The organism is Pseudomonas sp. 1928-m, from assembly GCF_029269135.1.
Taxonomy (GTDB): Bacteria; Pseudomonadota; Gammaproteobacteria; order Pseudomonadales; family Pseudomonadaceae; genus Aquipseudomonas.
On record NZ_JARIXO010000002.1, the window covers coordinates 21,100 to 45,205 of the forward strand.

Annotated in this window: 19 protein-coding genes; 10 read left to right on the forward strand and 9 right to left on the reverse strand. The window is 62.8% G+C overall.

Going from position 1 to position 24,106, the window contains the following annotated elements; genetic code table 11:
* Positions 1-83 precede the first annotated feature (83 nt).
* Both P3C18_RS09615 and P3C18_RS09620 read left to right on the forward strand, forming a co-directional pair.
* A complete protein-coding gene (locus tag P3C18_RS09615; protein WP_275961642.1) occupies positions 84-2,276 on the forward strand; it encodes a TonB-dependent hemoglobin/transferrin/lactoferrin family receptor in 2,193 nt (730 codons plus the stop codon).
* A gap of 126 nt (positions 2,277-2,402) precedes the next feature.
* A complete protein-coding gene (locus P3C18_RS09620) occupies positions 2,403-2,729 on the forward strand; it encodes a Rieske (2Fe-2S) protein (protein ID WP_275961643.1) in 327 nt (108 codons plus the stop codon).
* Here P3C18_RS09620 and P3C18_RS09625 read toward each other — a convergent pair.
* Positions 2,726-3,616 carry a triacylglycerol lipase gene (locus tag P3C18_RS09625; RefSeq protein WP_275961644.1) on the reverse strand — a complete coding sequence of 297 codons (891 nt, stop codon included), beginning with the start codon at positions 3,614-3,616 and terminating at the stop codon, positions 2,726-2,728. The two genes, P3C18_RS09620 and P3C18_RS09625, sit on opposite strands and share 4 nt — an antisense overlap.
* 121 nt (positions 3,617-3,737) lie before the next feature.
* On the opposite strand from P3C18_RS09625, the gene P3C18_RS09630 reads away from it, so the two are divergent.
* Complete coding sequence (locus P3C18_RS09630; RefSeq protein ID WP_275961645.1) at positions 3,738-4,475, forward strand: class I SAM-dependent methyltransferase; 738 nt, start codon at positions 3,738-3,740, stop codon at positions 4,473-4,475.
* Here the strand turns inward: P3C18_RS09630 and P3C18_RS09635 are convergent.
* Together P3C18_RS09635 and P3C18_RS09640 are read right to left on the reverse strand one after the other, a co-directional pair.
* The gene (locus P3C18_RS09635; RefSeq protein WP_275961646.1) at positions 4,456-5,580 is read right to left on the reverse strand and encodes a fatty acid desaturase; all 1,125 of its coding nucleotides are present in this window, start codon (positions 5,578-5,580) and stop codon (positions 4,456-4,458) included. The two genes, P3C18_RS09630 and P3C18_RS09635, sit on opposite strands and share 20 nt — an antisense overlap.
* Positions 5,561-6,676 carry a ferredoxin reductase gene (locus P3C18_RS09640; RefSeq protein WP_275961647.1) on the reverse strand — a complete coding sequence of 372 codons (1,116 nt, stop codon included), beginning with the start codon at positions 6,674-6,676 and terminating at the stop codon, positions 5,561-5,563. Before P3C18_RS09640 ends, P3C18_RS09635 begins: the two co-directional genes overlap by 20 nt.
* A 141-nt stretch (positions 6,677-6,817) precedes the next feature.
* Between P3C18_RS09640 and P3C18_RS09645 the strand changes: the two genes are divergently transcribed.
* The 7 genes from P3C18_RS09645 to P3C18_RS09675 all read left to right on the forward strand — a co-directional run bounded on the left by P3C18_RS09645 (position 6,818) and on the right by P3C18_RS09675 (position 13,553).
* Entirely contained in the window at positions 6,818-7,480 is a 663-nt protein-coding gene (locus tag P3C18_RS09645; protein ID WP_275961648.1) for a TetR family transcriptional regulator, read from the forward strand.
* A gap of 178 nt (positions 7,481-7,658) precedes the next feature.
* Positions 7,659-8,159 carry an urease accessory protein UreE gene (gene ureE, locus P3C18_RS09650; protein WP_275961649.1) on the forward strand — a complete coding sequence of 167 codons (501 nt, stop codon included), beginning with the start codon at positions 7,659-7,661 and terminating at the stop codon, positions 8,157-8,159.
* Entirely contained in the window at positions 8,156-8,830 is a 675-nt protein-coding gene (locus P3C18_RS09655) for an urease accessory protein UreF (RefSeq protein WP_275961650.1), read from the forward strand. Before ureE ends, P3C18_RS09655 begins: the two co-directional genes overlap by 4 nt.
* A gap of 150 nt (positions 8,831-8,980) precedes the next feature.
* Positions 8,981-9,595: an urease accessory protein UreG gene (gene ureG, locus P3C18_RS09660; protein WP_275961651.1), complete on the forward strand. Its 615-nt coding sequence runs from the start codon at positions 8,981-8,983 to the stop codon at positions 9,593-9,595.
* A gap of 100 nt (positions 9,596-9,695) precedes the next feature.
* On the forward strand, positions 9,696-10,268 hold the full coding sequence (locus P3C18_RS09665) for a HupE/UreJ family protein (protein ID WP_275961652.1): 573 nt from the start codon (positions 9,696-9,698) through the stop codon (positions 10,266-10,268).
* 242 nt (positions 10,269-10,510) lie between these two features.
* Positions 10,511-11,422 carry a glycerophosphodiester phosphodiesterase gene (locus P3C18_RS09670; RefSeq protein ID WP_275961653.1) on the forward strand — a complete coding sequence of 304 codons (912 nt, stop codon included), beginning with the start codon at positions 10,511-10,513 and terminating at the stop codon, positions 11,420-11,422.
* A 1,174-nt stretch (positions 11,423-12,596) separates the two neighbouring features.
* Positions 12,597-13,553, forward strand: a complete 957-nt coding sequence (locus P3C18_RS09675; protein ID WP_275961654.1) for a DUF808 domain-containing protein — start codon at positions 12,597-12,599, stop codon at positions 13,551-13,553.
* A 40-nt stretch (positions 13,554-13,593) separates the two neighbouring features.
* Here the strand turns inward: P3C18_RS09675 and P3C18_RS09680 are convergent, their stop codons facing one another.
* The 6 genes from P3C18_RS09680 to P3C18_RS09705 form a co-directional block, all read right to left on the reverse strand.
* Complete coding sequence (locus tag P3C18_RS09680) at positions 13,594-14,442, reverse strand: mechanosensitive ion channel family protein (protein WP_275961655.1); 849 nt, start codon at positions 14,440-14,442, stop codon at positions 13,594-13,596.
* A gap of 56 nt (positions 14,443-14,498) precedes the next feature.
* Positions 14,499-15,404 (reverse strand): transglutaminase family protein, encoded by a 906-nt coding sequence (locus P3C18_RS09685; RefSeq protein ID WP_275961656.1) that lies wholly within the window; start codon positions 15,402-15,404, stop codon positions 14,499-14,501.
* Entirely contained in the window at positions 15,401-17,893 is a 2,493-nt protein-coding gene (locus P3C18_RS09690) for a circularly permuted type 2 ATP-grasp protein (RefSeq protein ID WP_275961657.1), read from the reverse strand. The genes P3C18_RS09685 and P3C18_RS09690 overlap by 4 nt, the downstream gene beginning before the upstream one ends.
* Before the next feature lie 106 nt (positions 17,894-17,999).
* On the reverse strand, positions 18,000-21,290 hold the full coding sequence (locus P3C18_RS09695; protein WP_275961658.1) for a transglutaminase family protein: 3,291 nt from the start codon (positions 21,288-21,290) through the stop codon (positions 18,000-18,002).
* Between the two features lie 337 nt (positions 21,291-21,627).
* A complete protein-coding gene (locus tag P3C18_RS09700) occupies positions 21,628-22,740 on the reverse strand; it encodes an SO2930 family diheme c-type cytochrome (RefSeq protein ID WP_275961659.1) in 1,113 nt (370 codons plus the stop codon).
* A complete protein-coding gene (locus P3C18_RS09705) occupies positions 22,740-23,978 on the reverse strand; it encodes a parallel beta-helix domain-containing protein (protein WP_275961660.1) in 1,239 nt (412 codons plus the stop codon). The genes P3C18_RS09700 and P3C18_RS09705 overlap by 1 nt, the downstream gene beginning before the upstream one ends.
* Positions 23,979-24,106: the final 128 nt, after the last annotated feature.

Sequence of the window (24,106 nt, forward strand, 5' to 3'; positions counted from 1 at the left end):
ATTAGCATGTCAATGTCGTTTAGCTTTGCCGCCGATGCCAACCCGGTGGCCAGAGAAGCCACCTGTACGACCCTGGAGTCCCCATGCACAGAAGTCCTCCATTCGCCCGCCGCCCCTGGCTTGCCCTACTGTTACTCAGCCCATCGCTGGCCCTTGGCGCCGAGAAAGCGCCGAACCAGTTCGATACGGTGACCGTCACGGCAACCCGCACCGAACAGACCCTCGACCAGGTTCCGAGCACCGTGTCGGTACAGACCGAACGGCAGATCGACCAGCAGAACATCAAGAACATCAAGGATCTGGTGCGCTACGAGCCTGGCGTGTCGGTCGGTGGTAGCGGTGATCGTTTCGGCCTTTCCGGCTTTACCATCCGCGGCATTGGCGGCAACCGTGTACTGACCCAAGTAGATGGTGTCGGTATGCCAGACGCCTTCTCCTTTGGTGGCTTCCTTAACGCCAAACGCGATTACGTCGACCTCGACACCGTCAAGCAGGTAGAGATCATCCGTGGCCCAGCCAGTTCGCTGTACGGCAGCGATGCGATTGGCGGCGCGGTGAGCTTCCTGACCAAGGATGCCGGTGACTACCTGGACGAAGGTGATGACGCTTACGCCCGCCTGAAAACCGGCTATGACGGCAGCGATGACAGCTGGCAGCGCAGCGCCACCTTCGCAGCGCGCCTGGGTCAGGTCGATGGCCTGCTACACCTGGGCCGGCGCAGTGGCCAGGCCACGGATACCCACAGCGGTCAGGGTGGTATAGGCGCAACTCGCGAGCAGGCCAATCCACTGGATTACCGCACCGACAACCTGCTGAGCAAATTCGGTTGGGATTACAGCGACGGCGGCCGCCTGCAACTGACCTACGAGCGTTATCAGGACGATACCGACACCCGCGTGCTGAGCAACTACAGCAACACTGCGACCATCCGTACCCAGGATGCTGAAGACCGCGTCGACCGTGAGCGCTATTCCCTCGCCCATACCCAGCAACTCGACACCCTGCTTGCTGATCAGATCCACAGCCAGCTCAGCTACCAGGACAGCCAGACGCGTCAGCAAACGTTCGAGGACCGCGTGGTCGGCGGACAGCCACGCTACCGCACACGTGATTCGTACTACGAAGAAAAACTCTGGGCGTTCAATACCAAGCTGGACAAGGCCTTCAGCATCGGCAGCACAGAACATGCGCTGGTCTATGGCCTGGACGTCAAACACCTGAAGAACGCGGATCTGCGCGAAGGCGGTGAAACAGTACTGGCCACCGGCGTGACCACGCCTGTTCTGCCCACCAGCGATTTTCCCGATCCGACCACCAAGGAATACGCCCTGTTTGCTCAGGACAGCATCAGCATCGGCCGTTGGACATTGCTACCGGGCCTGCGCTACGACCACTATGAGATGAGCCCACACGTCACCGACAAGTACCTCAATAGTCAGGCTACCGAGCGCAATCCGAGCGACTTCAAGGATTCGGCGCTGTCGCCCAAGTTTGGCGTGACCTACCAACTCGACGACGCCCACAGCGTCTACGGTCAGTACGCTGCAGGTTTCCGCGCGCCACAGGCAATCGAGATCTTTGGCGAGTTCGCCAACCCCGGCATGTACCGCACCCTGGCCAACACCAACCTGAAGGCGGAAACCAGCGACAGTTTCGAGCTGGGCCTGCGCGGTCAGTACGCCATCGGCAGCTTTGGCGCGGCGCTGTTCTACAACCAGTACGACGACTTTATTGAACAGGTCAGCCGGCCCTCCAGCGTGCCGGGTTTCCCCTTCGGCGAGTTCCAGTACGTCAACCGTGATCGCGTGACCATTCGCGGTGCGGAAGCCAAAGGCGAGCTGTTCCTCGACCAACTGGGCCTGCCGGCTGGCTGGAAAGCCCGCGGCAGTGTGGCTTACGCCCGCGGCAAGGATGAAGGCACAGGCCAGCCGATCAACAGCGTCGACCCGCTCAAGGGTGTATTCGGCCTGGGCTACAGCGAGCCGAGCGGCAAGTTTGGTGGCGAGCTGAGCTGGACCCTGGTGGCGGCGAAAACCCGCGTCGACATGACCCAAACCGCCAATCACGCCGAGACCTCGGGTTATGGCGTACTCGACCTCAATGGCTGGTGGCAGATGACTGATGCCTTCGCCGTGAATGCCGGCCTGTTCAACCTGACCGACAAAGAGTACTGGCAATGGGGCGACGTACGCGGCCTGACCGAAAACAGCCCAAGCATGGGCCGTTTCAGCCAGCCGGGCCGCCACGCCGCAGTCAATCTGGTTTGGGAAATCTGACACAGCAACAGGTCTACCGCGCTATCAACTAGCCGCGAAAAAGAGTTCCACTTGGCGCAAGGATGCGCCCTCCTCTTTCACTTCCGCGCCAAGGCGGCATAATGCCGGCCTGTCGGGGAGGTTCCTATGTTGCGTTTATGTGCACCGGATGAGTTGGCCGAAGGCCAGAGCCGGGGCTTCGAGATAGCTGAAGAGAAGCTGTTTACCGTGCGCAAGGACGGCCAGCTGTATGCCTATCGCAATCGCTGCCCGCACCGCGGCATCCCACTGGAGTGGCTGCCCGACCAGTTTCTCGATGCCAGCGCCAGCCTGATCCAGTGCGCCACCCATGGCGCGCTGTTTCTGATCGAATCCGGCGAATGCGTCGCCGGCCCCTGCGCCGGGCAATCGCTGCAAGAGCTTGCCATCCGCGAAGATGAGCAGGGCATCTGGGTTGATCTAAACGAAGCCTAAAGGCCTGCAGCCTGCAGCCGTTGCGCATGCTCGACAAACAATTTGACCGGCTCGGCACCTTTACCGACCAGACCGAAGGTCTGATTGATGATGTCGAAGTGATCCAGCGGGTACTGATCGCCAATCACCGTGCCCAGGTGTGAGCTGTAGCGCCCGACCATGCCATCGCACTGCCCCACCTCACGCTGAAAAGTCTTGGCAAACATTCGGCAGGCAACATTCGGCCCATCGAAGCGGTTGCCACCTTTATCGGTGATACCCGGCTGAATGGTGCCGGACCAGGAGTAGTAGCGCACGCCGTTGACCTCGGCTGCGCCCTCACCGCCCCAGACTTCAGGCAGGCCCTGCGGATACTGCGCATTAAAGGCCGCCACACCGTCGCTGGTCAGCGATTGCTGCGCGGCGGCCACATCCATCGGCAGTGGCTCGCCTTTATAGCCGCGCTCCAGCCAGGCCATGCAGCGAGCCACGCCACGCAGCAAGGCGCTCAAAATGCGCTCACGCAGGCTGCCGTGCGGGGCTTTGCGTTTGAGAAAATCCGCCAACTCCGAACCATGATTGGGCCCGGCTACCGAGGTAACGGACGCTACCCATTCGGGCTTTAGCGCCGCCGCATAGCGCGCCGTTAGGGCGCCCTGGCTATGGCCGATCAGATGGACCTTTTCTGCGCCGGTCTCTTGCAACACATCGGCGATACGCAACAGCAGTTGCTCGCCGCGCACCTCGGTGGAATGCACCGAAGACACCAGCACCGGAAAGACTTTTGCACCGATGCGGCGCAGCGCCGTGACGATACCGTACCAGTAGGGGTAACCGAGCAAGCTGACAAAGCCGAGTAAACCTGGCACCAGGACCAGGGGATAACGGGGTGCAGAAGATGTCGACATAGCAAACCATCCTTGTGTCATACCGCCGAGAAAGAAAGTGCTGAACCACGAAACATGCCAATGCCGCTCGTGGGAAAAGTGGGCCGCCTGGCATATAGTCCCGGCTTCTCTTTGCGCTGCCATGACCATGCATACCATCGAACGGATTTACCCGAAGGACCTCAACCCGCTCAACCCGGATGACCAGGCCAGCCTGCAGATTCATATGCAGCGCTATGAATTCGCCGCCCTGCACCTCAGCGGCCAGCGCGTGCTGGATATGGCCTGTGGCTGCGGCTATGGCACGGCGCTGCTGGCCGAGCGCAACCCGCACATGCAGGTCACCGGGGTAGACATCGACCCGGCGGCCATTGCCTACGCCCGCGCGCATTACCAGCTGGCCAACCTGCGTTATGAATGCGCCGATGCCGAACAGTTCAGCAGCGACCAGGGCTTCGATTGCATCGTCAGCCTGGAAACCATTGAGCATCTGCCGCGCCCGCAGGTGCTGCTAGCCAACTATGCGCGTTTATTGGCTGAAGGCGGCAAGGTGATCGCTTCGGTGCCGATCACTCCGACCCTGGACGGCAACCCTCACCACCTGCATGACTTCAGCAAACGCAGCTTTTATGCACTGTTCCGCCAGCAAGGGCTGCATGCCAGCCAGCACTTGGAACAGATTCAGTGGTGGCAGTTCAAAGGTTTATTCTCGAAACAGGCCGATCAACAGAAACAGCACCGCTCCGAAGGGGTCGGCAATGCGGTGCTGCTGTACTACCGCAAGCGCCCCCTGTACCTGTTTAGCCGGCTGTATTCGATGCTGCGTTACGGTTTTAGCAACCGCTACCTGACCTGCGTGTTTACACGCCAGCCGGCGTAGCCTCGACCGGACGCTGGCGGTAGATCCAAATTCGCTTAAGCACCGTCGAAAACTGGCTCCACAGACTGCCGTTGTTGTAGACCTGACCGTAACGCTCGGCGATCTCGCGCACTTCCACCGCCAACGTCGCATAGCGCCGCGCCGGCAGATCGGGGAACAGGTGGTGTTCGATCTGGTGGCTCAGGTTGCCCGTCAAAATATGAAAAAGCGGTCCACCATTCAGGTTGCTGGACCCGCGCAGCTGGCGCAGGTACCAGTGCCCCCGGCTCTCGCCGACCACCGACTCCTTGCTGAACACGGCCGCCTGCTCGGTAAAGTGACCGCAGAAGATCACCGTGAAGGTCCACAGATTGCGGAGCAGATTGGCCAACACATTACCGGCCAGAACCGCCAAGGCATTGGCCCCGAGCAGCAACGCCAGCAGCGGGAAGAACAGGTAATCCTTGCCCCACTGCCGCAGGATCTTGGCGTTGAACTGTTTGATCAGCGGGCGCACTTCGGCCTTGCTCAGCTTGCCCTTGTAGACCTTGTCCAGACGCAAATGCTGGATCGCCACCGAGTACTGGAACAGCACCGCCTGAATCGTCACCCACAGCGGCTGCCAGCGGTAGAACGGCTTCCAGCGCTGCTCGGGAAACAACCGCACCACGCCATAACCGACGTCATCGTCCATACCCAGCACATTGGTCCAGGTGTGGTGCACATGGTTGTGGGTGTGCCGCCAGAAGTCGCTCGGCCCGGCGATATCCCACTCGTAGCTGCGCCCAGCAAACTCCGGGTCATTCATCCAGTCGTACTGGCCGTGCATCACGTTATGGCCAAGCTCCATATTCTCCAGAATCTTGCCCAGGCCCAGCAGCAGAGTGCCAAGCAACCAGGTCGGCGGAAACCAACCGAGCATCAGCAGGCCGCGCCCACTCCAGCAACAGAACCGCACCGCTGCGCGAATGCGGCGGATATAGCGTGCATCCACCGCGCCCAGATCGGCCAGGGTGCGTTGGCGCAAGGCGTCCAGCTCGTTGCCGAAGGCGTTCATTTCATCCGTGGAAAGCTCGCGATCACGACGCATGGGATTCCCTCGCAAGTTAAAGATCAATCTCGACATCAGTGTGCGGCGCGCTGACACATAAGCGAATCGGCTGACCCGGCTCGCTAAACAACAGCCCGCTGCGCAAATCGCGCACCGTGCCGCTGAGCAAGGTGCAGGTGCAGCTGGCGCAGATACCCTGGCGACAGCCATGCACCGGCTGCAGGCCATGGGCCTCGGCCTGTTCCAGCAGGCTGTGCTGATTATTGGCCGTCGCCTGCTGATGGCTGCGGGCAAAGCCCAAACGCACCTGACGCAGGCTGACATCGGCGCGCAGCACGGGCGCAGTGAAGGCCTCAATCTGCAGCGCGCCAGGCAATCTGGTGGCCTGCCACCACTGCTGCACCTGGGCGACAAACCCCGCCGGCCCGCAGGCCAGCACACGGCGCTGATCCAGCTGCGTGACCTCGGCCAGATGCTCGCCGGTAAAACGTCCGGCCAAAGCCCCCGACTCAACCCCGGCAGCGGTCAGCGACCAGCGCACCTGCAAATTACTGTGCTGCGCCTGCAAGGCCTGCAGCTCGGCAACAAAGCCACGCTGACCCTGCTCGCGCACGTAATGCAGCAGCGTGATCGGCGCACTGAAACCCTGAGCCAGCGCAGCGCGCAGCATGCCCAGCAGCGGCGTGATGCCACTGCCAGCTGCCAGCAGCAACACGCCCTGTTGCGCCTCGGGCCAGCTCAGCTCGCCATACACCGGGCCCAGCTCCAGCACATCGCCCACCGCCAGATGCTCCAGCAGGTAGGGCGAAACGCGGCCAGCCGCCTGATGCTTGATCGCGATCTGCAGGCGGCCTTTCGCCTGCACCGCAGTCAGGCTGTAACTGCGGCTCAGGCGTACGCCATCACGTTCGAGATACAGCTGCAGATGCTGCCCCGGCTGCGCGCCGCGCCAGTTGCCGTTGGCCTGCAGGGTCAATTCGAGCATGTCATCGGCCACCCAGTGGCGCTGGGTGACCCGAGCAAACACCCGGTTCAGCCGCAGCGCCGGATGCAACAGCGCCAGTCCGGCATCGACATCACTTTCGCGCAACCAGCCGTGGGCGACCAGCACGCGCAACGGATACAGCAGGCTTGCGAGCCCGCGTACCCAGGCAAAAGGAAAAAGGGCCATGGCAAGACTCCAGTGAACAATTGTTCACTAGACTGGCAGAGCATATTTATTCAGTCAACACTCGTTCACTCAAAATCAACTAAGCAACCGCGGTTCGACGTAAACAACGGCCATTTGTTAGAGTGCGGCGCTGATTTCGCAATGCAGAGCCATGCCCGCTTGAAACCACTACAACCGCGCGCCGAACAAAAACTGCAGACCCGCCACGCCCTGATGGACGCCGCGCGCAGCCTGATGGACAGCGGCCGTGGTTTTGGCAGCCTGAGCCTGCGCGAGGTGGCGCGCTGCGCTGGCATCGTGCCGACTGGTTTCTACCGGCACTTCGAGGATATGGACGCCCTGGGCCTGGCGCTGATCGCCGAAGTGGGCGAAACCTTCCGCGAAACCATTCGCCAGGTACGCCACCACGAGTTCGAACTGGGCGGCGTGATCGACGCCTCGGTGCGCATCTTCCTCGACGCCGTGGCGGCCAACCGCTCGCAGTTTCTGTTTCTCGCCCGCGAGCAATACGGCGGCTCGCTACTGGTACGCCAGGCAGTGGGCGCATTGCGTGAACGCATCACCGCCGACCTGGTGGCGGATCTGGCGGCTATGCCGAAGCTGCAGCACTTCGACGCCCCGGCGCAAAACGTGATCGCCGACCTGGTGGTAAAAACCGTATTCGCCACCCTCCCCGAACTGATCGACCCGCCTGCACCAACCTTGCCGATGCACGCCTCGCCCGAGGTCAAGATGATCGAGCAGCTGCGCTTTATCTTTATCGGGGCTAAGCATTGGCAGGGTCTGGGCCAGACCCGCGACTGATCGCAGCGCGCCAATAGCACCAAAAGCGCGCATAAAACTGACGCGCGCACCAATCCATAGCTCATCACGCTCCAACTTCAGCCACACCACACCCCACGCGCCCCGCTCTGCGTGGTGCAACGGCAGCTTGGCAAGGCACTTGCTCTATAACCGGCATTGACCTGCCGGAAACTGCCCCATGTTGGTGATCCACCGTCGTATTGCCGCCCAGCCGCACTGGGACGCCGAACTCGAACTGAGCTTCGAAGCCCGCAGCAAAAGCCGCCTGCGCTGTTTCAGCCGCACGGGTGAGGATGTCGGTCTGTTCCTTGAGCGCGGCCAACCCGCACTGCACGACGGCGAATGCCTACAAGCCGAAGACGGCCGCATCGTGCGCGTGATCGCCCGCCCCGAGCCGCTGCTGCACGTCACCTGCGCCAACCCTTTCGAACTGATGCGCGCCGCCTATCACCTGGGCAACCGCCATGTCGCCCTGCAACTCGGCGATGGCTGGCTGCGCCTGCCGGATGACTATGTGCTCAAGGCCATGCTCGAACAGCTCGGCGCCACGGTGGAGCTGATCGAAGCGCCCTACCAGCCCGAGCAAGGCGCCTACGGCGGCGGCCATCACCACTCCCATGCTGGCGATGCCGAATTCAGCTACGCACCGCGCTTGCATCAATTCGGTGCGCGCAAGTGAATAAAGCTTGGCAGTTGCTCCGGCTGGCCAGCCCGCAGCTGCCGATTGGCGGTTATAGCTATTCCCAAGGCCTGGAAATGGCGGTGGATCAGGGCCTGGTCGATAACGCAGAAAGCGCCCAGCGCTGGATTGCCGATCAGTTGTTGCTCAATCTCGCGCGCTTCGAGGCACCGCTGCTGCTCGCCCATTGCCAGGCAGCAGCCGTCGAGGACTGGACGCAGCTGCGCCAGCTCGCCGAACAACAACGCGCCAGCCGCGAAACCCGAGAGCTGCGCCTGGAAAGCCGGCAAATGGGTTACTCCCTGCAACAGTTGCTCACAGGCTTGCCAGAACTGGATCAACCGGCGCAACAGCTGTTTAGTGAGTTGGACGAACCTGGCCTGGCCGTTGGCTGGGCGCTGGCGGCGCGGGCTTGGCAGATCGCGCCAGAGGATGCCCTCGCCGCCTGGCTCTGGGGCTGGCTGGAAAACCAGCTGGCGGTGCTGATGAAAACCCTGCCGCTGGGCCAGCAAGCCGCTCAGCGTCTGACCTCGCAACTGCTGCCGCTGCTCGATCAGGCCCAGCGTCAGGCCAGTGAACTGCAACCACAACACTGGGGCAGCGCCGCCTTCGGCCTGGCCCTGGCGAGCATGGCGCACGAGCGCCAGTACAGCCGGCTATTCAGGTCATAACAAATAAACCTGTAGGAGCGGGCCATGCCCGCGATCAGCTTTCGCGGGCATGGAACTAGGCGTCGCCCCCGCTCCTACGTGGAAGAACTCAGTCGCCCGCAGGCAATAGCCTCGGTCGGCACTCAAGTGAAGATGGGAGTGAGAAAAACCATGAACAGCCAACCCCTGCGTATCGGCATCGGTGGCCCGGTCGGCTCCGGCAAGACCGCCCTGACCCTGGCCCTGTGTCTGGCCCTGCGCGAGCGCTACAACCTGGCGGTGGTAACCAACGATATCTACACCCAGGAAGACGCGCAGTTTCTGGTGCGCAACGAAGCACTGGCGCCGGAGCGGATTATCGGCGTGGAAACCGGTGGCTGCCCGCACACGGCAATCCGTGAAGACGCCTCAATCAATCTGGAAGCGGTCGATCAGCTCAACCGGCGCTTTCCGGGACTGGACCTGATCATCGTCGAATCTGGCGGCGACAACCTCTCGGCCACCTTCAGCCCGGAGCTGTCGGACCTGACCATCTACGTGATCGACGTGTCGGCCGGCGACAAGCTGCCGCGCAAAGGCGGCCCGGGCATCTGCAAGTCCGACCTGCTGGTGATCAACAAGGTCGACCTGGCCCCGCTGGTCGGCGCATCGCTGGAGGTAATGGAGCGCGACACCCTGAAGATGCGCGGCGACAAGCCGTTTGTGTTCAGCAACCAGAAGGTCGGCCAGGGCCTGGAGCAGATCATCGCCTTTATAGAACAACACGGAATGCTCACCGCCGCGTAGGAGCGGGCCATGCCCGCGAGCGTTTCGCGAGCATGGGACTAGGCATCCCCCTCGGTCTTACGGAAATCCAAGCCTCACGAACAATCAAGGAGACACCCCCATGAACCTGCGCAAAACCCTGTTCGCCATCGCCCTGTTTCTCAGCCCCGCTGTGGCCTTCGCCCACGCCGGCCACGACCACGCAGGAGTGATGGCCGGTCTGGCACACCCGGTATTCGGCCTCGATCACCTGCTGGCGATGCTCGCCGTCGGCCTGTGGGCCGCGCAGCAATCCGGCGCGGCGCGCTGGGCGCTGCCGCTGACCTTTGTTGGCACTATGTTGATCGGCGGCCTGCTGGGCTTTAACGGCCTGCAGATTCCGCTGATGGAAACCGGTATCGCTGCCTCGGTATTAGCTTTCGGTCTGCTGGTCGCTGTAGCCATCCGCCTGCCGATGGTTATTTCCATCGCCCTGACTGCACTGTTTGCCCTGACCCACGGCGTTGCCCACGGCCTGGAGCTGCCGGCGCTGGCCAGCCCATGGGGCTACGCTGCAGGTTTCGTGGTCGCAACCGCCGCCCTGCACGCCAGCGGCTACGCCCTGGTGCGTCTGCTGCCCCAAGCCGCTGCACCGGTAGTGCGCGTGCTCGGCGCGGCCTCGGCCGTGACCGGCGCCTGGTTGCTAGCTGGCTGACAGGGGCGACGTCCACTCGTCCATCGCTGAACGCAACGTCGTGTAGCCCGGATGCAATCCGGGGCTGGTTTGCCGAAGTCAGATCTGCCCCGGATTTCATCCGGGCTACTAATAAAGTGCTTTCCACTTGGCGTAGATGGCCCTAGGGCTGGCGCATTTCGCCTCTCGCCCAGCCGCCATGGCTTTGTCATAGTCGAGGCGTATTAAAGCCCCTCCCCCATTGACTGCACTGGACCCTGACCATGCTGCGCGTTGCCCGCTTTCTCTCTGTTCCACTGTTGTTGCTGGCCATCGCCCTCGGCGTGCTGGCCCTAACCAGCAAACCCGCCCAACCGGCGGCGGTGCTCAGCAGCTTTGCCGAGCAACCGCTGGTGATTGCCCACCGGGGCGGCAAAGGCCTGTGGCCGGAGAACAGCCTGTTTGCCTTCGAGCGTGCCAGCGCCCTGGGCGTGGACATGCTGGAGATGGACCTGCACCTGTCCAGTGATGGTGAGCTGGTAGTGATCCACGACCGCACCCTGGACCGCACCACCGATGGCGAAGGCCCGGTTGCCGCGCTCAGCCTGGCGCAGCTGCAAGCGCTGGACGCCGGTTACCGCTGGAGTGCAGACGGCGGCCAGAGTTTCCCCTACCGTGGCCAGGGCGTGCGTATCCCAACCTTTACCGAGGTGCTGGAACGTTTCCCCAGCATCCCTAAGGTGATTGAAATCAAGGTGCCGGATGTCGGCATGGAAGCCCTGCTGTGTGATGCCCTGGAAGCACACCAGCAACGCGAACTGGTGATTGTCGGCAGCTTCTATGACCGCAGCCTGCAGCTGTTCCGCGAGCAGTGCCCAGGCGTGGCCACCTCGGCCGGGCCTGGCTCGGTACGCCTGCTGGTGGCGCTCAACTGGGTCGGCCTGGGCAGCCTGCTGTCGCCGTCCTACCAGGCGCTGCAGATTCCCGAAGCCCATGGCGGCCTGCGCGTTGCCAGCCCGAGCCTGCTCAAGACGGCTGCACAACGCGGGCTGAACGTGCAGCTATGGACCATCAACGAACAGCCGGACATGCGCCGCCTGCTCGACCAGGGCGCCCATGCGTTGATCACCGACTACCCGGACCGCGCCCTGCAGGTACTGGGGCGGTCAACCCAGATCAGCGCCCTGGAAGACTAAGAGCCTTTTACGATCTGCTGCGCGTCGGCCCTGCTGCGTTGAAAACAGGCTCGGAATGCTCATTTACAGCTCGTAAACTCCGCTTCCTCGCCTGTTTTCGCCTTGCAGTGCTCTAGCTCGCGAGATCGTAGAAAGGCTCTGACCACTCGCCGCTGTATAAAAAACAACCTACCGCGCTCAGGCCACGCCCACTGTGGCCTGAACGCAAGCGTACGCAGCTTATCCACAGATCACTCCACAGCAACCTGGGATAAGTTATCCACCGTGCGCCGCAGCACTGCGGCAAAGCCTTGAAATAGCGCGATTATTGCTTGACTCGGCAGAGCGTAAATGACGTATTTCGAGACCTCGGCAAGCTGCTCAAAAATCGATCAAATGGCGCAAAACCAGGCCTTATAAGCCTCTCAGCCAGGCATACCAGAGTTATCAACAGCTCTACCCACAGTAGCCGTGGACAACTTCAGTGCTACCCTAAAACGCCCTGAATAACCAGGCTAACTTGTTGTTTCTACGATAAATAACGTGCTGATCAAAAAGCGTACAAACACCGCAAACAACCACGCGACTAAGCCTGCAAGCGCCTACGCCCACCTTATCCACAGTTCGCTCCACAGTCTTTGTGCACAACTACCCGCATGCAGCGGCAAGGGCTGTGCATAACGCCAACACGGCGGCTGGCTATGAGCCCTATCGAGACAATCAACAGCCCAGCCGCCGAGCACAGGCGTAACGTCACTCCACTCACTCAGGAGATACGCCCATGCCGCTCAATGACCTGTTACGCAGCCTGCTCGCCGCCTATGCCAGCGGCGCCAGCGGCAGCAGTAACGATTAGTCTCACGACACAAAAGCTGCCGCTTCCGTGGGAGGGGCCGGGCGGCGTTCCGCTTTAGCCGCGACGCTTTCAGCGTTCTATGGGGTCAATCGCGGCTAAAGCCCCTCCCACATCGCCGGCCTATCTACCGACAGATCAGGGGCGGTGCCGCTATAGCAGTGCCGTCGCGCCCGCATGGCATTCGCGGCCGATTTTTTCGTGCACTGCGGCAAAACGGGGTTTGCCGCCTATGGCTGATGCGTGCTGACTCACGTATAAATCTGCGCACTATTGCCTACAGATCTGCCTGCAGTTCTGCCAGGCGATTCGCCCCAGAAACCGTAGAAAGGAATCCGACCCATGGCCGGCGCTAGCCTGTTAACCCTGCTCGATGATATTGCCGCCGTCCTCGACGACGTCGCGGTGATGACCAAAATCGCCGCCAAGAAAACCGCTGGGGTGCTCGGCGACGACCTGGCGCTAAATGCCCAGCAGGTCAGCGGCGTACGCGCCGACCGTGAGCTGCCGGTGGTCTGGGCGGTAGCCAAGGGCTCGTTCAAGAACAAACTGATTCTGGTACCGGCCGCCCTGCTGATCAGCGCCTTTGCGCCCTGGGCGGTAACGCCGCTGCTGATGTTTGGCGGCGCCTTCCTTTGCTACGAGGGCTTCGAGAAGCTGGCGCACAAGTTCCTCCACAGCAAGGCCGATGCCCAGGTGCAGCATGTCGAACGCCTGCACGCCGTGGCCGACCCCGAAGTGGACATGCTGGCGTTCGAAAAGGACAAGATCAAAGGCGCAATCCGCACCGACTTTATCCTCTCGGCGGAAATCATCGCCATTACCCTTGGCACCGTGGCCCTGGCCAGTTTCGGCAAACAGGTCGCGGTGCTCTCGGGTATCGCCCTGCTGATGACGGTCGGGGTTTATGGCCTGGTGGCGGGTATCGTCAAGCTGGATGACGCTGGCCTCTATCTCAACCAGCGTGATGGCGACGGCCTGGGCAGCCGACTGCAACGCAGCATCGGTCGCGGCATTCTGTTTACCGCGCCGTATATGATGAAAACCCTGTCGGTTCTTGGCACCGCGGCGATGTTTATGGTCGGCGGCGGCATCCTCACCCACGGCGTACATGCCGCACAGGAATGGATCGACCAACTGGCGCAGAGCGTGGCGGCCAGCAGCGGCCTACTCGCAGCCTTGCTGCCAACCCTGCTGAATGCCATCGCCGGGATCATCGCCGGTGCCGCTGCCCTGCTGCTGGTCAGCCTGGCGACACGCATCTGGAAAGCCGTGAAACCGAACAAGGCGCACGCCTGATCCAGCGCCGGCCGCCATCCCTGGCGGCCGGCCTCCTCTGTTATCCCGCCTGCTGCATGATCACCGTCTGCGCCGGCATCGGCGCCGGGAAGCCGCCTTCGCCGAGGGCATCCTTGATCATCTTGTTGGTGTCGAAATACACCTGCCAGTAATGATCGGTGTGGCAATACGGGCGCACCGCCAGCACCGGCCCGACCAGATTGAACTCGATAATTTCCACATCCACTGCCGGCTCCTTGAGCACGTTGGCAATGCCGCCGATGCGCTCCTTGAGCAGCGCCGCAGCGGCTTTGTAATCCGCCGCGCCGGAAAGCTGCGCCTGCAGATCAACCCGGCGAAACGCGTTGTGGCTGAAGTTCTGGATGTTGTCGGAGAAGATCTTGTTGTTACCCACCAGAGTCATCACGTTGTCCGGGGTGTTGATCGCGGTGACGAACAAGCCGATCTCGGTAACGGTGCCGACCACGCCGCCGGCGCTGATAAAATCGCCGACCTTGAACGGCCGCAGCACGATGATAAAACCACCGGCCGCGAGGTTGGCCAACAGCCCCGACCAGGCCATGCCGATGGCCAGGCCGACCGCCGCAATCAACGCCGCCAGGCTGGTGGTCTGCACGCCGAAGTAACCGAGAATACCGATGACCAGAATGATGTTGAGGGTCACCGAGATAAAGTTGCCGACATAGCGCAGCACCGTCGGGTCCACCCGCTGCTGGCCCAGCGCACGCTGCACCATGCCGACGGCAAAGCCGATCAGCCAGCGGCCGATCACCCAGAAGGCAATCGCTGAGAGAATTTTGATGGCAAACGCCGCGCCGTACTGCGCGACCAGGTTGTAGAGATCGGCAACTTTCTCGGTGCCGAGATTGATCAGATTGGTTTCTTCCATGGCGCAGCTCCAGTGAGTGTTCACTGGAAAAACGCTAGCACGCCGTTACATAAGCGCTAGCCCTCTATCGCGGGGATCGGCAGCACCGTCACCTGCACCTCGGGGTCATGGCTGCCGCCGCCGAGAATCACCCCGCGCAGCGGTGAGACATCGGCAAAGTCGCGGCCCCAGGCCAGGGTGATATGCTCCAGCGCCGGGCGGATATTGTTGGTCGGATCGAAATCCACCCAACCCTGCTGCGGGCAGAACACCGAGACCCAGGCATGCGAGGCATCGGCGCCGATCAGCCGGGGCTGGCCGGGCGGCGGCTGGGTCAGCAAATAACCACTGATATAACGCGCGGAAAGGCCCATGGAGCGCAGGCAGGCAAGCATCAGGTGGGCGAAGTCCTGACACACACCGCGCCGCTCCTCTAGCACTTGCAGCAGCGGCGTGGCCACCTGGGTGGCGGCCGCATCGAAGCTGAACTCGCTGAAGATCTTCTGCATCAGCCCGTCCACCGCCGCCAGCAGCGGCCGGCCGGGGCTAAAGCAATCCGCCGCGTAGGCGGCGAACACCTGCTTGAGGTGCACATAGGGCGATTCGAAACGAAAGCGCGTGGCCTCCAGCACCCCAGGCAATAGTGCCTGACCGCTGTAGCGCAGCGCCGTGCAGGCCTCCTCCCAGGGCGGCGACGCCTGCAGATCCAACGTTGGCCGCGCCAGCACTTCGACCTGCAGCCGCGCACTGACCTTGAGTTCATCATGCGGGCGCTCGAACACCAGACGGGTCAGCGGGTTGCCGAACACATCCAGGGCGTCCTGGCGCTGGCACGGCTGCGGGCTGACCAGCAGCTGTTGATTGTGATTGCGCTGCCAGGGGCAGGCGCGCGGCCACAGATGCGCCAGCTGCTGGGCCAGCGACACCGGGCTGGCGTAGCGGTAATGGGTGTCGTGAAGAATCTGGTAGCAGGCGCTGCTCATGAGGATTGCGTCCGCTGGCTGGCGTCGACATGCACAAAGAAGCGCAAGCCTAAACGGTCGGAGATTTCCGCACTGGCCTGGCTGATGCTTTCCAGCAGCGCAGACAGGCCGTCGAGCACCTCCTGCACGCTGGCCGCGCCAAACAGCGGATTCTCCAGGCTGGCCAGACTAAAACGCGCCAGCTGCCCTTCCAGGTGTTTCAGCCGGCGCTCGCTGGGCAGCTCGAAACGCTCACCCAGGCGCGCCAGGGAACGCAGCAGAGTGCGCACCTGAAACAACACGGCGTGCGGGTTCTGCTCATCCAGTAGCAACAGGTCGAGCACAGGAATCAGCTGCGCCGAGGCCAGGTAACGGGTGCGGTAGGTGATGCTGCTGTTGCCCAGCTCCAGCAACCATTCCAGCGCAGATTGGTCCTGCGCCGCGCTGCTGGTGAGGAAGTTGGCCAGGCTGTCGCAGAGAAACTGCAGGCGTTCGATACAGCGGCCGATCATCAGAAAGCGCCAGCCGTCATCGCGGGTCATGTCATCTAGGGCAAAGCCCGATAGCGCCGCCAGCGACAGCAGCAGGCGGTCGAGAAAATCCAGCAGTTCGCCAAAGTCGGCCTGTTCAGCATCCAGGCCCTGGGCCTCGCGCTGCAGCTCCAGCAGGGCCTGCCAGTTGGCCTGGGACAGCTTGCCGCGCACGCTGCCAGCCACCCACTGCAGGCGCTGCAGATTGCCGCGCAAGCTGTCGGGCCAGTCCTCGCCAAGCAGCGCCTCAAGCAGCCGCGCTTGCAGTTCGCCGCTCTCGGCATCCGGCAGCAGGCCCAGGCTCTCGGCCAGGCTCAGGGCGGTTTGCAGCGCTTGCGGGTCGTCGTCGTCATCCACATAACGCGCCAGCATGATGCGCAGCAGCCGCGCACCGTCCTCACAGCGTTCGCTGTAGCGGCCGAACCAGTAGAGGTTTTCCACCACCCGCGAAGGCAGATAGGGGTCGCTGCGCACCAGATCGGCCACGCCCAGCGGACGCAGCCATTGCCAGGGCTCGCCGCCGGCATGCCGTTCACCGAGCACCCAGGTGTCCTTGCTTGCACCGCCGCGCTGCATCGACACCACTTCGGCGTCGGCTTCGGCGGCTACCCGGGTCAGGCCACCGGGCATTACCCGATACCCCTCGGCGCTGGCCACGGCAAACACCCGCATGCCGATGGCGCGCGGCGCCAGCTGGCCTTCTTCCGGCTGCCAGACCGGCGCCTGCGACAGTTGCGCCAAAGCCTGAGCGACATAGGCATAAGGCCGCGCCTTGAGGCGTTCGGCCAACTCGGCGCGCTGCGCCGCGTCCAGATCACGGCCAAACACCGGCGCAAAGCTCTGCGAGGGAAAGCTGGCGCGCACCAGCAACTCATCGAGCTGCTCCAGGGCCTTGTCCAGTACCGGCGGCTCGCCGCACCACCAACTGGCGATGCTCGGCAGCAGCAGTTCTTCGCCCAATAATTTTTCCGCGATGGCCGGCAGAAAGCCCGGCAAACCGGGGGATTCCAGCACGCCGCTGCCAAGGGCATTGGCCACCAGCACATTGCCCTGGCGCACCGCTTCGAGCAGGCCGGGCACGCCGAGGGCCGAGTCGGTGCGCAATTCCAGCGGGTCGCAAAAGTCATCATCCAGACGACGCAGCACCGCATGCACGCGGCGCAGGCCGGCCAGGGTCTTGAGGTAGACCTTGGCGTCGCGCACGGTCAGGTCGCTGCCTTCCACCAGCGGGTAGCCGAGCTGACGCGCCAGGTACAGGTGCTCGAAGTAACTCTCGTTGAAACGCCCAGGGGTGAGCAGCACCACCAGCGGTGTTTCACTGCCGGCCGGGGCCTGGCGCGCCAGGGTGTCCTGCAGGGTGCGGAAGAAGCCGGCCAGGTATTGCACGCGCAGATCACGGTACAGCTCTGGGAACGCGCGGGAAACGATCTGCCGATTTTCCAAGGCATAACCCGCGCCAGACGGCGCCTGGGTGCGGTCTGCGGTTACCCACCAGCGGCCATCCGGCGCGCGGGCCAGGTCCACCGCATACAGGTGCAGGTAGGTGCCGCCGGGCGGCTGCACACCCTGGCAGGGCCATAAGTAGTTGTTGTGGCCAAACACCAGTTCAGCCGGTAAAAGCCCGTCGGCCAGCAGCTGCTGCGGGCCATATAGGTCGGCCAGCACGGCATTTAGCAAACCGGCACGCTGCGCCACGCCAGCGGCGATTTGTTGCCATTCTTCGGCCGGAATCAGATTGGGCAGCAGGTCCAGCTCCCACGGCCGGTCAGCGCCATCGGGGTCGGCGTAGACGTTGTAGGTCACGCCGTTTTCCTGAATCTGCCGCGCCAGCAGCGCCTGACGCTGCGCCAGCTGCGCCGGACTGCTGCGCTGCAAACGCTCCAGCAACAGGCGCCAGTGCGGGCGCACCTGACCGTCGGCGTCGAACAGTTCATGGTAAGCCCCTGGTGTCAGGGGGTAGTCGGCAAGCAGGTCGGGCATGGCAGGCTCGATAAAAGGCATTTCGTATGTGTAGGAGCCAGCTTGCTGGCGATCCGTAGCGACGCAAGAGCATCGCCAGCAAGCTGGCTCCTACAACACGCGCTGACTAGGTCAGGCGCAGATCCAGGGTCATGGGCAATTCATTATTGTTGATTGGCGCCAGTGTTGGGCGCTTGCCTGGGCTATGGCCTAGGCGGAAGAAGCGCGCCAGGCGCCGACTCTCCGCCTCATAGGCGTTTACCGGCAGGCTGTCGTAATTGCGGCCGCCCGGATGGGCGACATGATACTGGCAACCGCCGAGGGAGCGGCTCATCCAGCTGTCCACCAGGTCGAATACCAGCGGTGCGTGCACTTCAATGGTCGGATGCAGGCAGTTGGCCGGCTGCCAGGCGCGAAAACGCACGCCGCCGACAAACTCGCCGACCTTGCCGGTAGGCCGCAGCGGCACCGGCACGCCGTTGCAGGTCAGCACATAACGGTCACTCGGCAGACCGCTGAGCTTGACCTGCATACGCTCCAGCGAGGAATCGACATAACGCACCGTACCGCCGCCCCCACCCTCTTCGCCCAGTACATGCCAGGGCTCCAGGGCCTGACGCAGCTCCAGCTCGATGCCCTTGACATTGAAATCGCCGGATTTGGGGAAGCGAAACTCGAAATGCGGGGCAAACCACTCGCTGTGCAGGCGATAGCCGCAGCCGTCCAGCTCCTGCAGCACGTCGGCAAAATCCTGCTCGATAAAGTGCGGCAACAGATAGCGGTCATGCAGCTCGGTGCCCCAGCGCACCAACCGCGCCGGTTTGTAGGGTTCACGCCAGAAACGCGCGATCAGCGCGCGAATCAACAGCTGCTGGGCCAGGCTCATCTGCGCATGGGGCGGCATTTCAAAGGCGCGCAGTTCCAGCAGACCAAGGCGCCCGGAGGCCGAGTCTGGCGAGTACAGCTTGTCGATACAGAACTCAGAGCGATGAGTGTTACCGGTCACGTCCACCAGCAAATTGCGCAGCAGACGGTCGACCAGCCAGGGCTGACAGTCGCGGCCCACTTCGGGCATCTGCGCGAAGGCGATTTCCAGCTCGTACAGCGCATCGTTACGCGCTTCATCAATACGCGGGGCCTGGGAAGTGGGGCCGATAAACAGGCCGCTAAACAAGTAGGACAACGACGGGTGGTTGTGCCAGTAGCTGATCAGGCTGCGCAGCAGGTCCGGGCGGCGCAGAAACGGCGAGTCCGCCGGCGTCGCGCCGCCGAGAACAAAGTGGTTACCGCCGCCGGTGCCGGTGTGGCGGCCGTCGATCATAAATTTCTCGCTGGAAAGGCGGCATTCGCGGGCCTGGGCGTAGAGAAACTCGGTACGCTCGACCAGCTCATCCCAGCTGGCGGCCGGGTGGATATTCACCTCGATCACGCCAGGGTCCGGAGTCACCCGGAAGAACTGCAGGCGCGGGTCCAGCGGCGGCTCGTAACCTTCGAGCAACACCGGGCAGTTCAGCTCGGCGGCGGTGGCTTCGATGGCGGCCACCAGTTCCAGATAGTCTTCCAGGCGCACCAGCGGCGGCATAAACAGATAGAGCTTGCCCTCGCGCGGCTCGGCGCACAGCGCGGTACGCACTACACCAGCCGCTGACTGGCCAAGCAGCGGGCGCTTGTTTGCACCGCTCTGGCTACCCGACCAGACGCCACGCGACTGCGGTTTGATCTGCGCCGCAGCCGGCAACGGGGCGAAGCGCTGACTGGGGTCTTCCGGGGTGACGTAGGGGTAATCGGCGTCACTGACCCAGGGTTGCGAATCCAACGGCAGGCGGTAGCCCATCGCCGAATCGCCCGGTATCAGCCGGCAATGCTGGTCACGCAAGAACCAGCTGCCACTCTGCCAGCCCAACTGCTTGGCCTGCCGGGCCAGCGGCAGGATATGCCCGACCACCTTGTCCAGCCCCTGCTCGAACACCTTGCGCAGACGCTCGCGCTCCAGCGGGTCAGCCAGGCGCGGGTCTTCGGCGCTGACGTTGCTCGGCAGCTTGCGCTCGCGCCACAGGTAATAGAAACGGTCCTCATAGGCCGGCACGCAGTATTTAGCGTCCACACCCAGGCGCTCGGCGAGCAAGGTAAGAAAGTCGGCGGCCTTGGCCGCATCGACGCCGTAGTCTTTTTGTTCATCGGCATACAGCGCCGGGTTGTGCCACAGCGGCTCACCATCGCGACGCCAGTAGGCATTCAGCGACCAGCGCGGCAGCTGCTCACCGGGGTACCACTTGCCCTGGCCGAAATGCACCAGCGCGCTCGGCGCGTAGTGCTCGCGCAGGCGATGAAACAGCTCGGTGGCCAGGCGGCGCTTGTTGGGCCCCAGGGCGGCGGTGTTCCACTCCGGATCATCCGGGTAATCGAGGGCGACAAAGGTCGGTTCGCCGCCCATGGTCAGGCGTACGTCCTGCGCTTGCAGGTCTTCATCAATTTTCTGTCCGAGCGCGACAATCGCCTGCCACTGCGCGTCGCTGTAAGGCTTGCTGACGCGCGGCGCTTCCCAGATACGCTCGACCCACATCTCGTGGCTGAACTCGCACTCGCTCTCATCCACGCCGCCGCTGATCGGCGCCGCCGAGGACGGTTCGGGGCTGCAGGCCAGCGGAATATGGCCTTCACCGGCGAACAAACCGCTGGTCGGGTCCAGGCCGATCCAGCCGGCACCGGGCAGATAGACCTCGCACCAAGCATGCAGATCGGTGAAATCCACCTCGGTGCCGGAGGGGCCGTCGAGGGATTTCACATCGGCTTTCAGCTGAATCAGGTAACCGGAAACAAAGCGCGCGGCCAGGCCCAAATGGCGGAACAGCTGCACCAGCAGCCAGGCCGAATCGCGGCAGGAGCCGGAGCCTTTCTCCAGGCTTTCTTCCGGGGTCTGCACGCCCGGTTCCAGGCGGATCAGGTAGCTGATATCGGTTGAAAGGCGCTGGTTCAGCGCCACCAGAAAGTCCACGCTCGGCAGTGGCGTGCGCTCGATGCTGGCCAGGTACTCGGCAAACAATTTGCCGGCCGGCAGCTTGACCAGATAGGGCGCCAGCTCCAGCTGCTCGCCCTCGGTGTAGGCGAAAGGAATTTTTTCGGCGTAGGGTTCGAGGAAGAAATCGAAAGGGTTGAAGACTGCCATTTCGGCGACCAGATCGACCTCGATCTTCAGCTCGCGGGTCTTCTCCGGAAACACCAGCCGCGCCAGGTAGTTGCCCTGGGGGTCCTGCTGCCAGTTGATAAAGTGCTCGCCCGGCTCGACCTTCAACGCGTAGGACAGAACCCGGGTACGGCTGTGCGGTGCAGGACGCAGGCGCACGACCTGCGGGCCAAGATTGACCGCGCGGTCGTAGCGATAGTGGCTGACATGGTGCAAGGCGATATGAATCGACACAGCGGGCCTCCTGCGAGCCTGGGCGATAACCAGGCAGCGCAAGACTTATGCCAGTGATCCAAGCCAGCACTGGCGCGGCCTGGCGCATTCACCCGCTACAGGCGCGCACCACAACAGGGCCGGCCATGCCCCATGCCTGCCTCGGCGCACGAAAACAGGTCGCGCGTGTTCAAGCTCGCATAGCAGCTTTGTGGGAGGCGCTTTCGGCTCTGGCATCCTGCTTCGCTCTACCTCCTGCATCCATGCAGTCGTAGCGGCGAAAGCTGTCGCGGCTGAAGCGGATCGCCGCCCGGCCCCTCCCACAATCCCTATGCCAAGTCATATAGCCAAAGGTGATTCAGCAATCCCCTTGCAGACTGGAGATCCAGCGCTGCAACACGTCCACGCCTTCAGCATGCACAGTGGAACGGCCCAGCTCCGGCATCATGATGCTCGGGTCGACACTTTCCACGCGAAACAGCAGTACCGACTTATCCGGCTGGCCGGGGTGAATATCCACCAGGCGATCACCCGAACCTTTACCCGCAGCCACCGGCTGTTTGCACAGGCCATAGCTGATGCCGATGGCCGTGGCCGGATCGAGTAACAATCCCGAGGTACGCCCCGGGCCCTTGGGGTTGTGGCAGTGGCTGCAGTTGGCATCCAGATAACTGCGCGCCTGTTTTGCCAGGCTTTCGCCATCGCGCGGCGTCGGCCATAAGGCGTTCTGCGGCACGCCCTGCAACTCGGCCGGTACGCCCTGCAGACGGCCCTGCTGCTGCCAATGCTGCAACTGATTGTGCGTGCCGTCGGCGTAGGCAAAATCCTTGTTCAGATGGCGCGCCTTGGGCCCCAGCGGGTTGACGCCCTGTCCTGCGGTTTCCTCATGGCAACCGGCGCACTGGTTAGCGTCCGGCACCTGATAGGCCACCGCCTGAGTCTTGCCCTCGGCATTCAGCAGGCTCAACTGGCGGCTGTCGCCCGCCCATTCCAGGTGCGCCTCCTGTTGCTGCTCATCCCACACATAGGGCAACGCCACCCAGCCGTCCTGCTGCTTAAGCAGAATGCGCGTCTCGATCAACTGCACCCGCGCCAGCTCCAAACCGCGCTGCGGGTCGCGGTCATCCTGTTCATTAAGCAGCAGGCGGCCCTGGGCATCCTTGGGGTAGTAGAAGGTTTTGCTTAGCACCGTACCGACCGGGTAATCGAAATGCGCCTCGGCGTAGGTCGCCGACGTGCCTGCCGGCATCCAGACGCTGCGCAGCTTGTGTGCGTAGTCGGTGAACAACGGGGTATTGAGGTCATAGGGCAAGGCCTCGGCAACGGGCGCGATAAAACCATCGGCGCGTTGCAGCATGCCCCATTCGCTGAGCTTTTCCGGGTAGCTGTCACCTTGCGGCAGATACAGCGGGGCCGGCTGCTGCTCGCAGCCAGCAAGGAGCAACAGCGCCCCCAATAACAGACGACGCATCAGGCCCCCTGGTCGGCGTCAGCCGAGGCCAGTTTGACCGCTGGCAGCGGCGGCAGGCTGCAGCGGTAGTCGGTCATATCGGTGCTGATGTTCTTGTAGTTGTTCGGCCCGTCGACGTTGATCATCCCCGCCTCGCCGTTATTGATGCAGATCGCCCGATCCGCCGGCAGCTTGCCATCCACCAGGATGTAGAGGTTGACGTAGCCATCCCAGAGAATATCCGGCAGGCGACCGTTCAAGCCGAACTGGCTGACCTTCAGCGCCTTCAACTCCAGGTGATCCGGGCTTTCGCCACCCGGGCCAAAACGGTTGCCGTGGATATGGATGCCTTCTGGATAGGGGTCGAAGTTCTCGGCGGTGGAGAGGTCGGTGTAACCGGTGCTGAAGTAGCTGCTGATGATCACGTTGGCGGTCTTGTGGTCGCCGATATCGTTGTCGAACACCTCAACATCGTCATTGGAGTTGATCACCACCCCGGAGCCGGCCGGCACGCTGGCCACCGGTGTGCCTTTGTGGCCAAAGTTCTTGTGGTTGTTGCCTTCGATCTTGTTGCGGAACACTCGCGTCACCCGGCCGGCCTGCGGCAGGTTGGGCATATTGAACACCAGAATGCCGCCGGTGTTGCCAGTGGCGACGTTGTCGTATACGTCGGCGTCGATGGTGTTTTCGATCTCGATGCCGGCGACGTTGCGCTCGGCGCGGCTGTTGCGCACCACCACGTTGCGCGACTGGCCGACATAGATACCGGCATCCGATGCGCCAATGGCCACCGCGCCGTCGATCAGGGTGTTCTCGGTCTGCACCGGATATATGCCATAAGCGCCGTTCTCGGTGGCCGGGCCATTGGTCCACTCGGTGCGCACACGGCGGATAATGATGTTCTTGCCGCCCACCACTTTCAGCGAATCACCCAGGGTGTCCTCGAAGGCGATGTCTTCAATGGTGAAATCCGAGGCATCCACCAGCAGGCCTTCGGCGCCGGACTTCTGCCCCTTGAAGCTGAGGATGGTCTTGTCCATGCCCGCGCCCTTGATGGTCACGCCACTGACTTTCAGGCTCAGGCTGCGGTCGAGCTGGTAGGTGCCGGCAGGAATCTCGATCACGCTGCCGGGCTTGGCCTTGATCAGCTGGGTCTGCAGGTCTTTCTGGAAATCCAGATCGGCCACCGGGGCCGGTTCTTCGCTGCAGGCGGCAAGCAGCACAGACAGGGTAAGCACGGAAAGCGGGGCAAGGCGCATGGCAATCTCCAGCGTTTTTCTTATTAAGTGGAACGATAGTACCAATTAATAAGAAAAAGCCAAGCCCCGCGCCAGCACAGCGCAACTCTCCCGACCAACAGCCAGCCTACGCAGAGCGCGATGCATCC

Bases quoted from the DNA above. Each gene is read 5' to 3' on its own strand.
- P3C18_RS09615 (WP_275961642.1), top strand. From the start codon at position 84: ATGCACAGAAGTCCTCCATTCGCCCGCCGCCCCTGGCTTGCCCTACTG.
- P3C18_RS09620 (WP_275961643.1), top strand. From the start codon at position 2,403: ATGTTGCGTTTATGTGCACCGGATGAGTTGGCCGAAGGCCAGAGCCGG.
- P3C18_RS09625 (WP_275961644.1), bottom strand. From the start codon at position 3,616: ATGTCGACATCTTCTGCACCCCGTTATCCCCTGGTCCTGGTGCCAGGT.
- P3C18_RS09630 (WP_275961645.1), top strand. From the start codon at position 3,738: ATGACCATGCATACCATCGAACGGATTTACCCGAAGGACCTCAACCCG.
- P3C18_RS09635 (WP_275961646.1), bottom strand. From the start codon at position 5,580: ATGTCGAGATTGATCTTTAACTTGCGAGGGAATCCCATGCGTCGTGAT.
- P3C18_RS09640 (WP_275961647.1), bottom strand. From the start codon at position 6,676: ATGGCCCTTTTTCCTTTTGCCTGGGTACGCGGGCTCGCAAGCCTGCTG.
- P3C18_RS09645 (WP_275961648.1), top strand. From the start codon at position 6,818: ATGCAGAGCCATGCCCGCTTGAAACCACTACAACCGCGCGCCGAACAA.
- ureE (WP_275961649.1), top strand. From the start codon at position 7,659: ATGTTGGTGATCCACCGTCGTATTGCCGCCCAGCCGCACTGGGACGCC.
- ureG (WP_275961651.1), top strand. From the start codon at position 8,981: ATGAACAGCCAACCCCTGCGTATCGGCATCGGTGGCCCGGTCGGCTCC.
- P3C18_RS09665 (WP_275961652.1), top strand. From the start codon at position 9,696: ATGAACCTGCGCAAAACCCTGTTCGCCATCGCCCTGTTTCTCAGCCCC.
- P3C18_RS09670 (WP_275961653.1), top strand. From the start codon at position 10,511: ATGCTGCGCGTTGCCCGCTTTCTCTCTGTTCCACTGTTGTTGCTGGCC.
- P3C18_RS09675 (WP_275961654.1), top strand. From the start codon at position 12,597: ATGGCCGGCGCTAGCCTGTTAACCCTGCTCGATGATATTGCCGCCGTC.
- P3C18_RS09680 (WP_275961655.1), bottom strand. From the start codon at position 14,442: ATGGAAGAAACCAATCTGATCAATCTCGGCACCGAGAAAGTTGCCGAT.
- P3C18_RS09685 (WP_275961656.1), bottom strand. From the start codon at position 15,404: ATGAGCAGCGCCTGCTACCAGATTCTTCACGACACCCATTACCGCTAC.
- P3C18_RS09690 (WP_275961657.1), bottom strand. From the start codon at position 17,893: ATGCCCGACCTGCTTGCCGACTACCCCCTGACACCAGGGGCTTACCAT.
- P3C18_RS09700 (WP_275961659.1), bottom strand. From the start codon at position 22,740: ATGCGTCGTCTGTTATTGGGGGCGCTGTTGCTCCTTGCTGGCTGCGAG.
- P3C18_RS09705 (WP_275961660.1), bottom strand. From the start codon at position 23,978: ATGCGCCTTGCCCCGCTTTCCGTGCTTACCCTGTCTGTGCTGCTTGCC.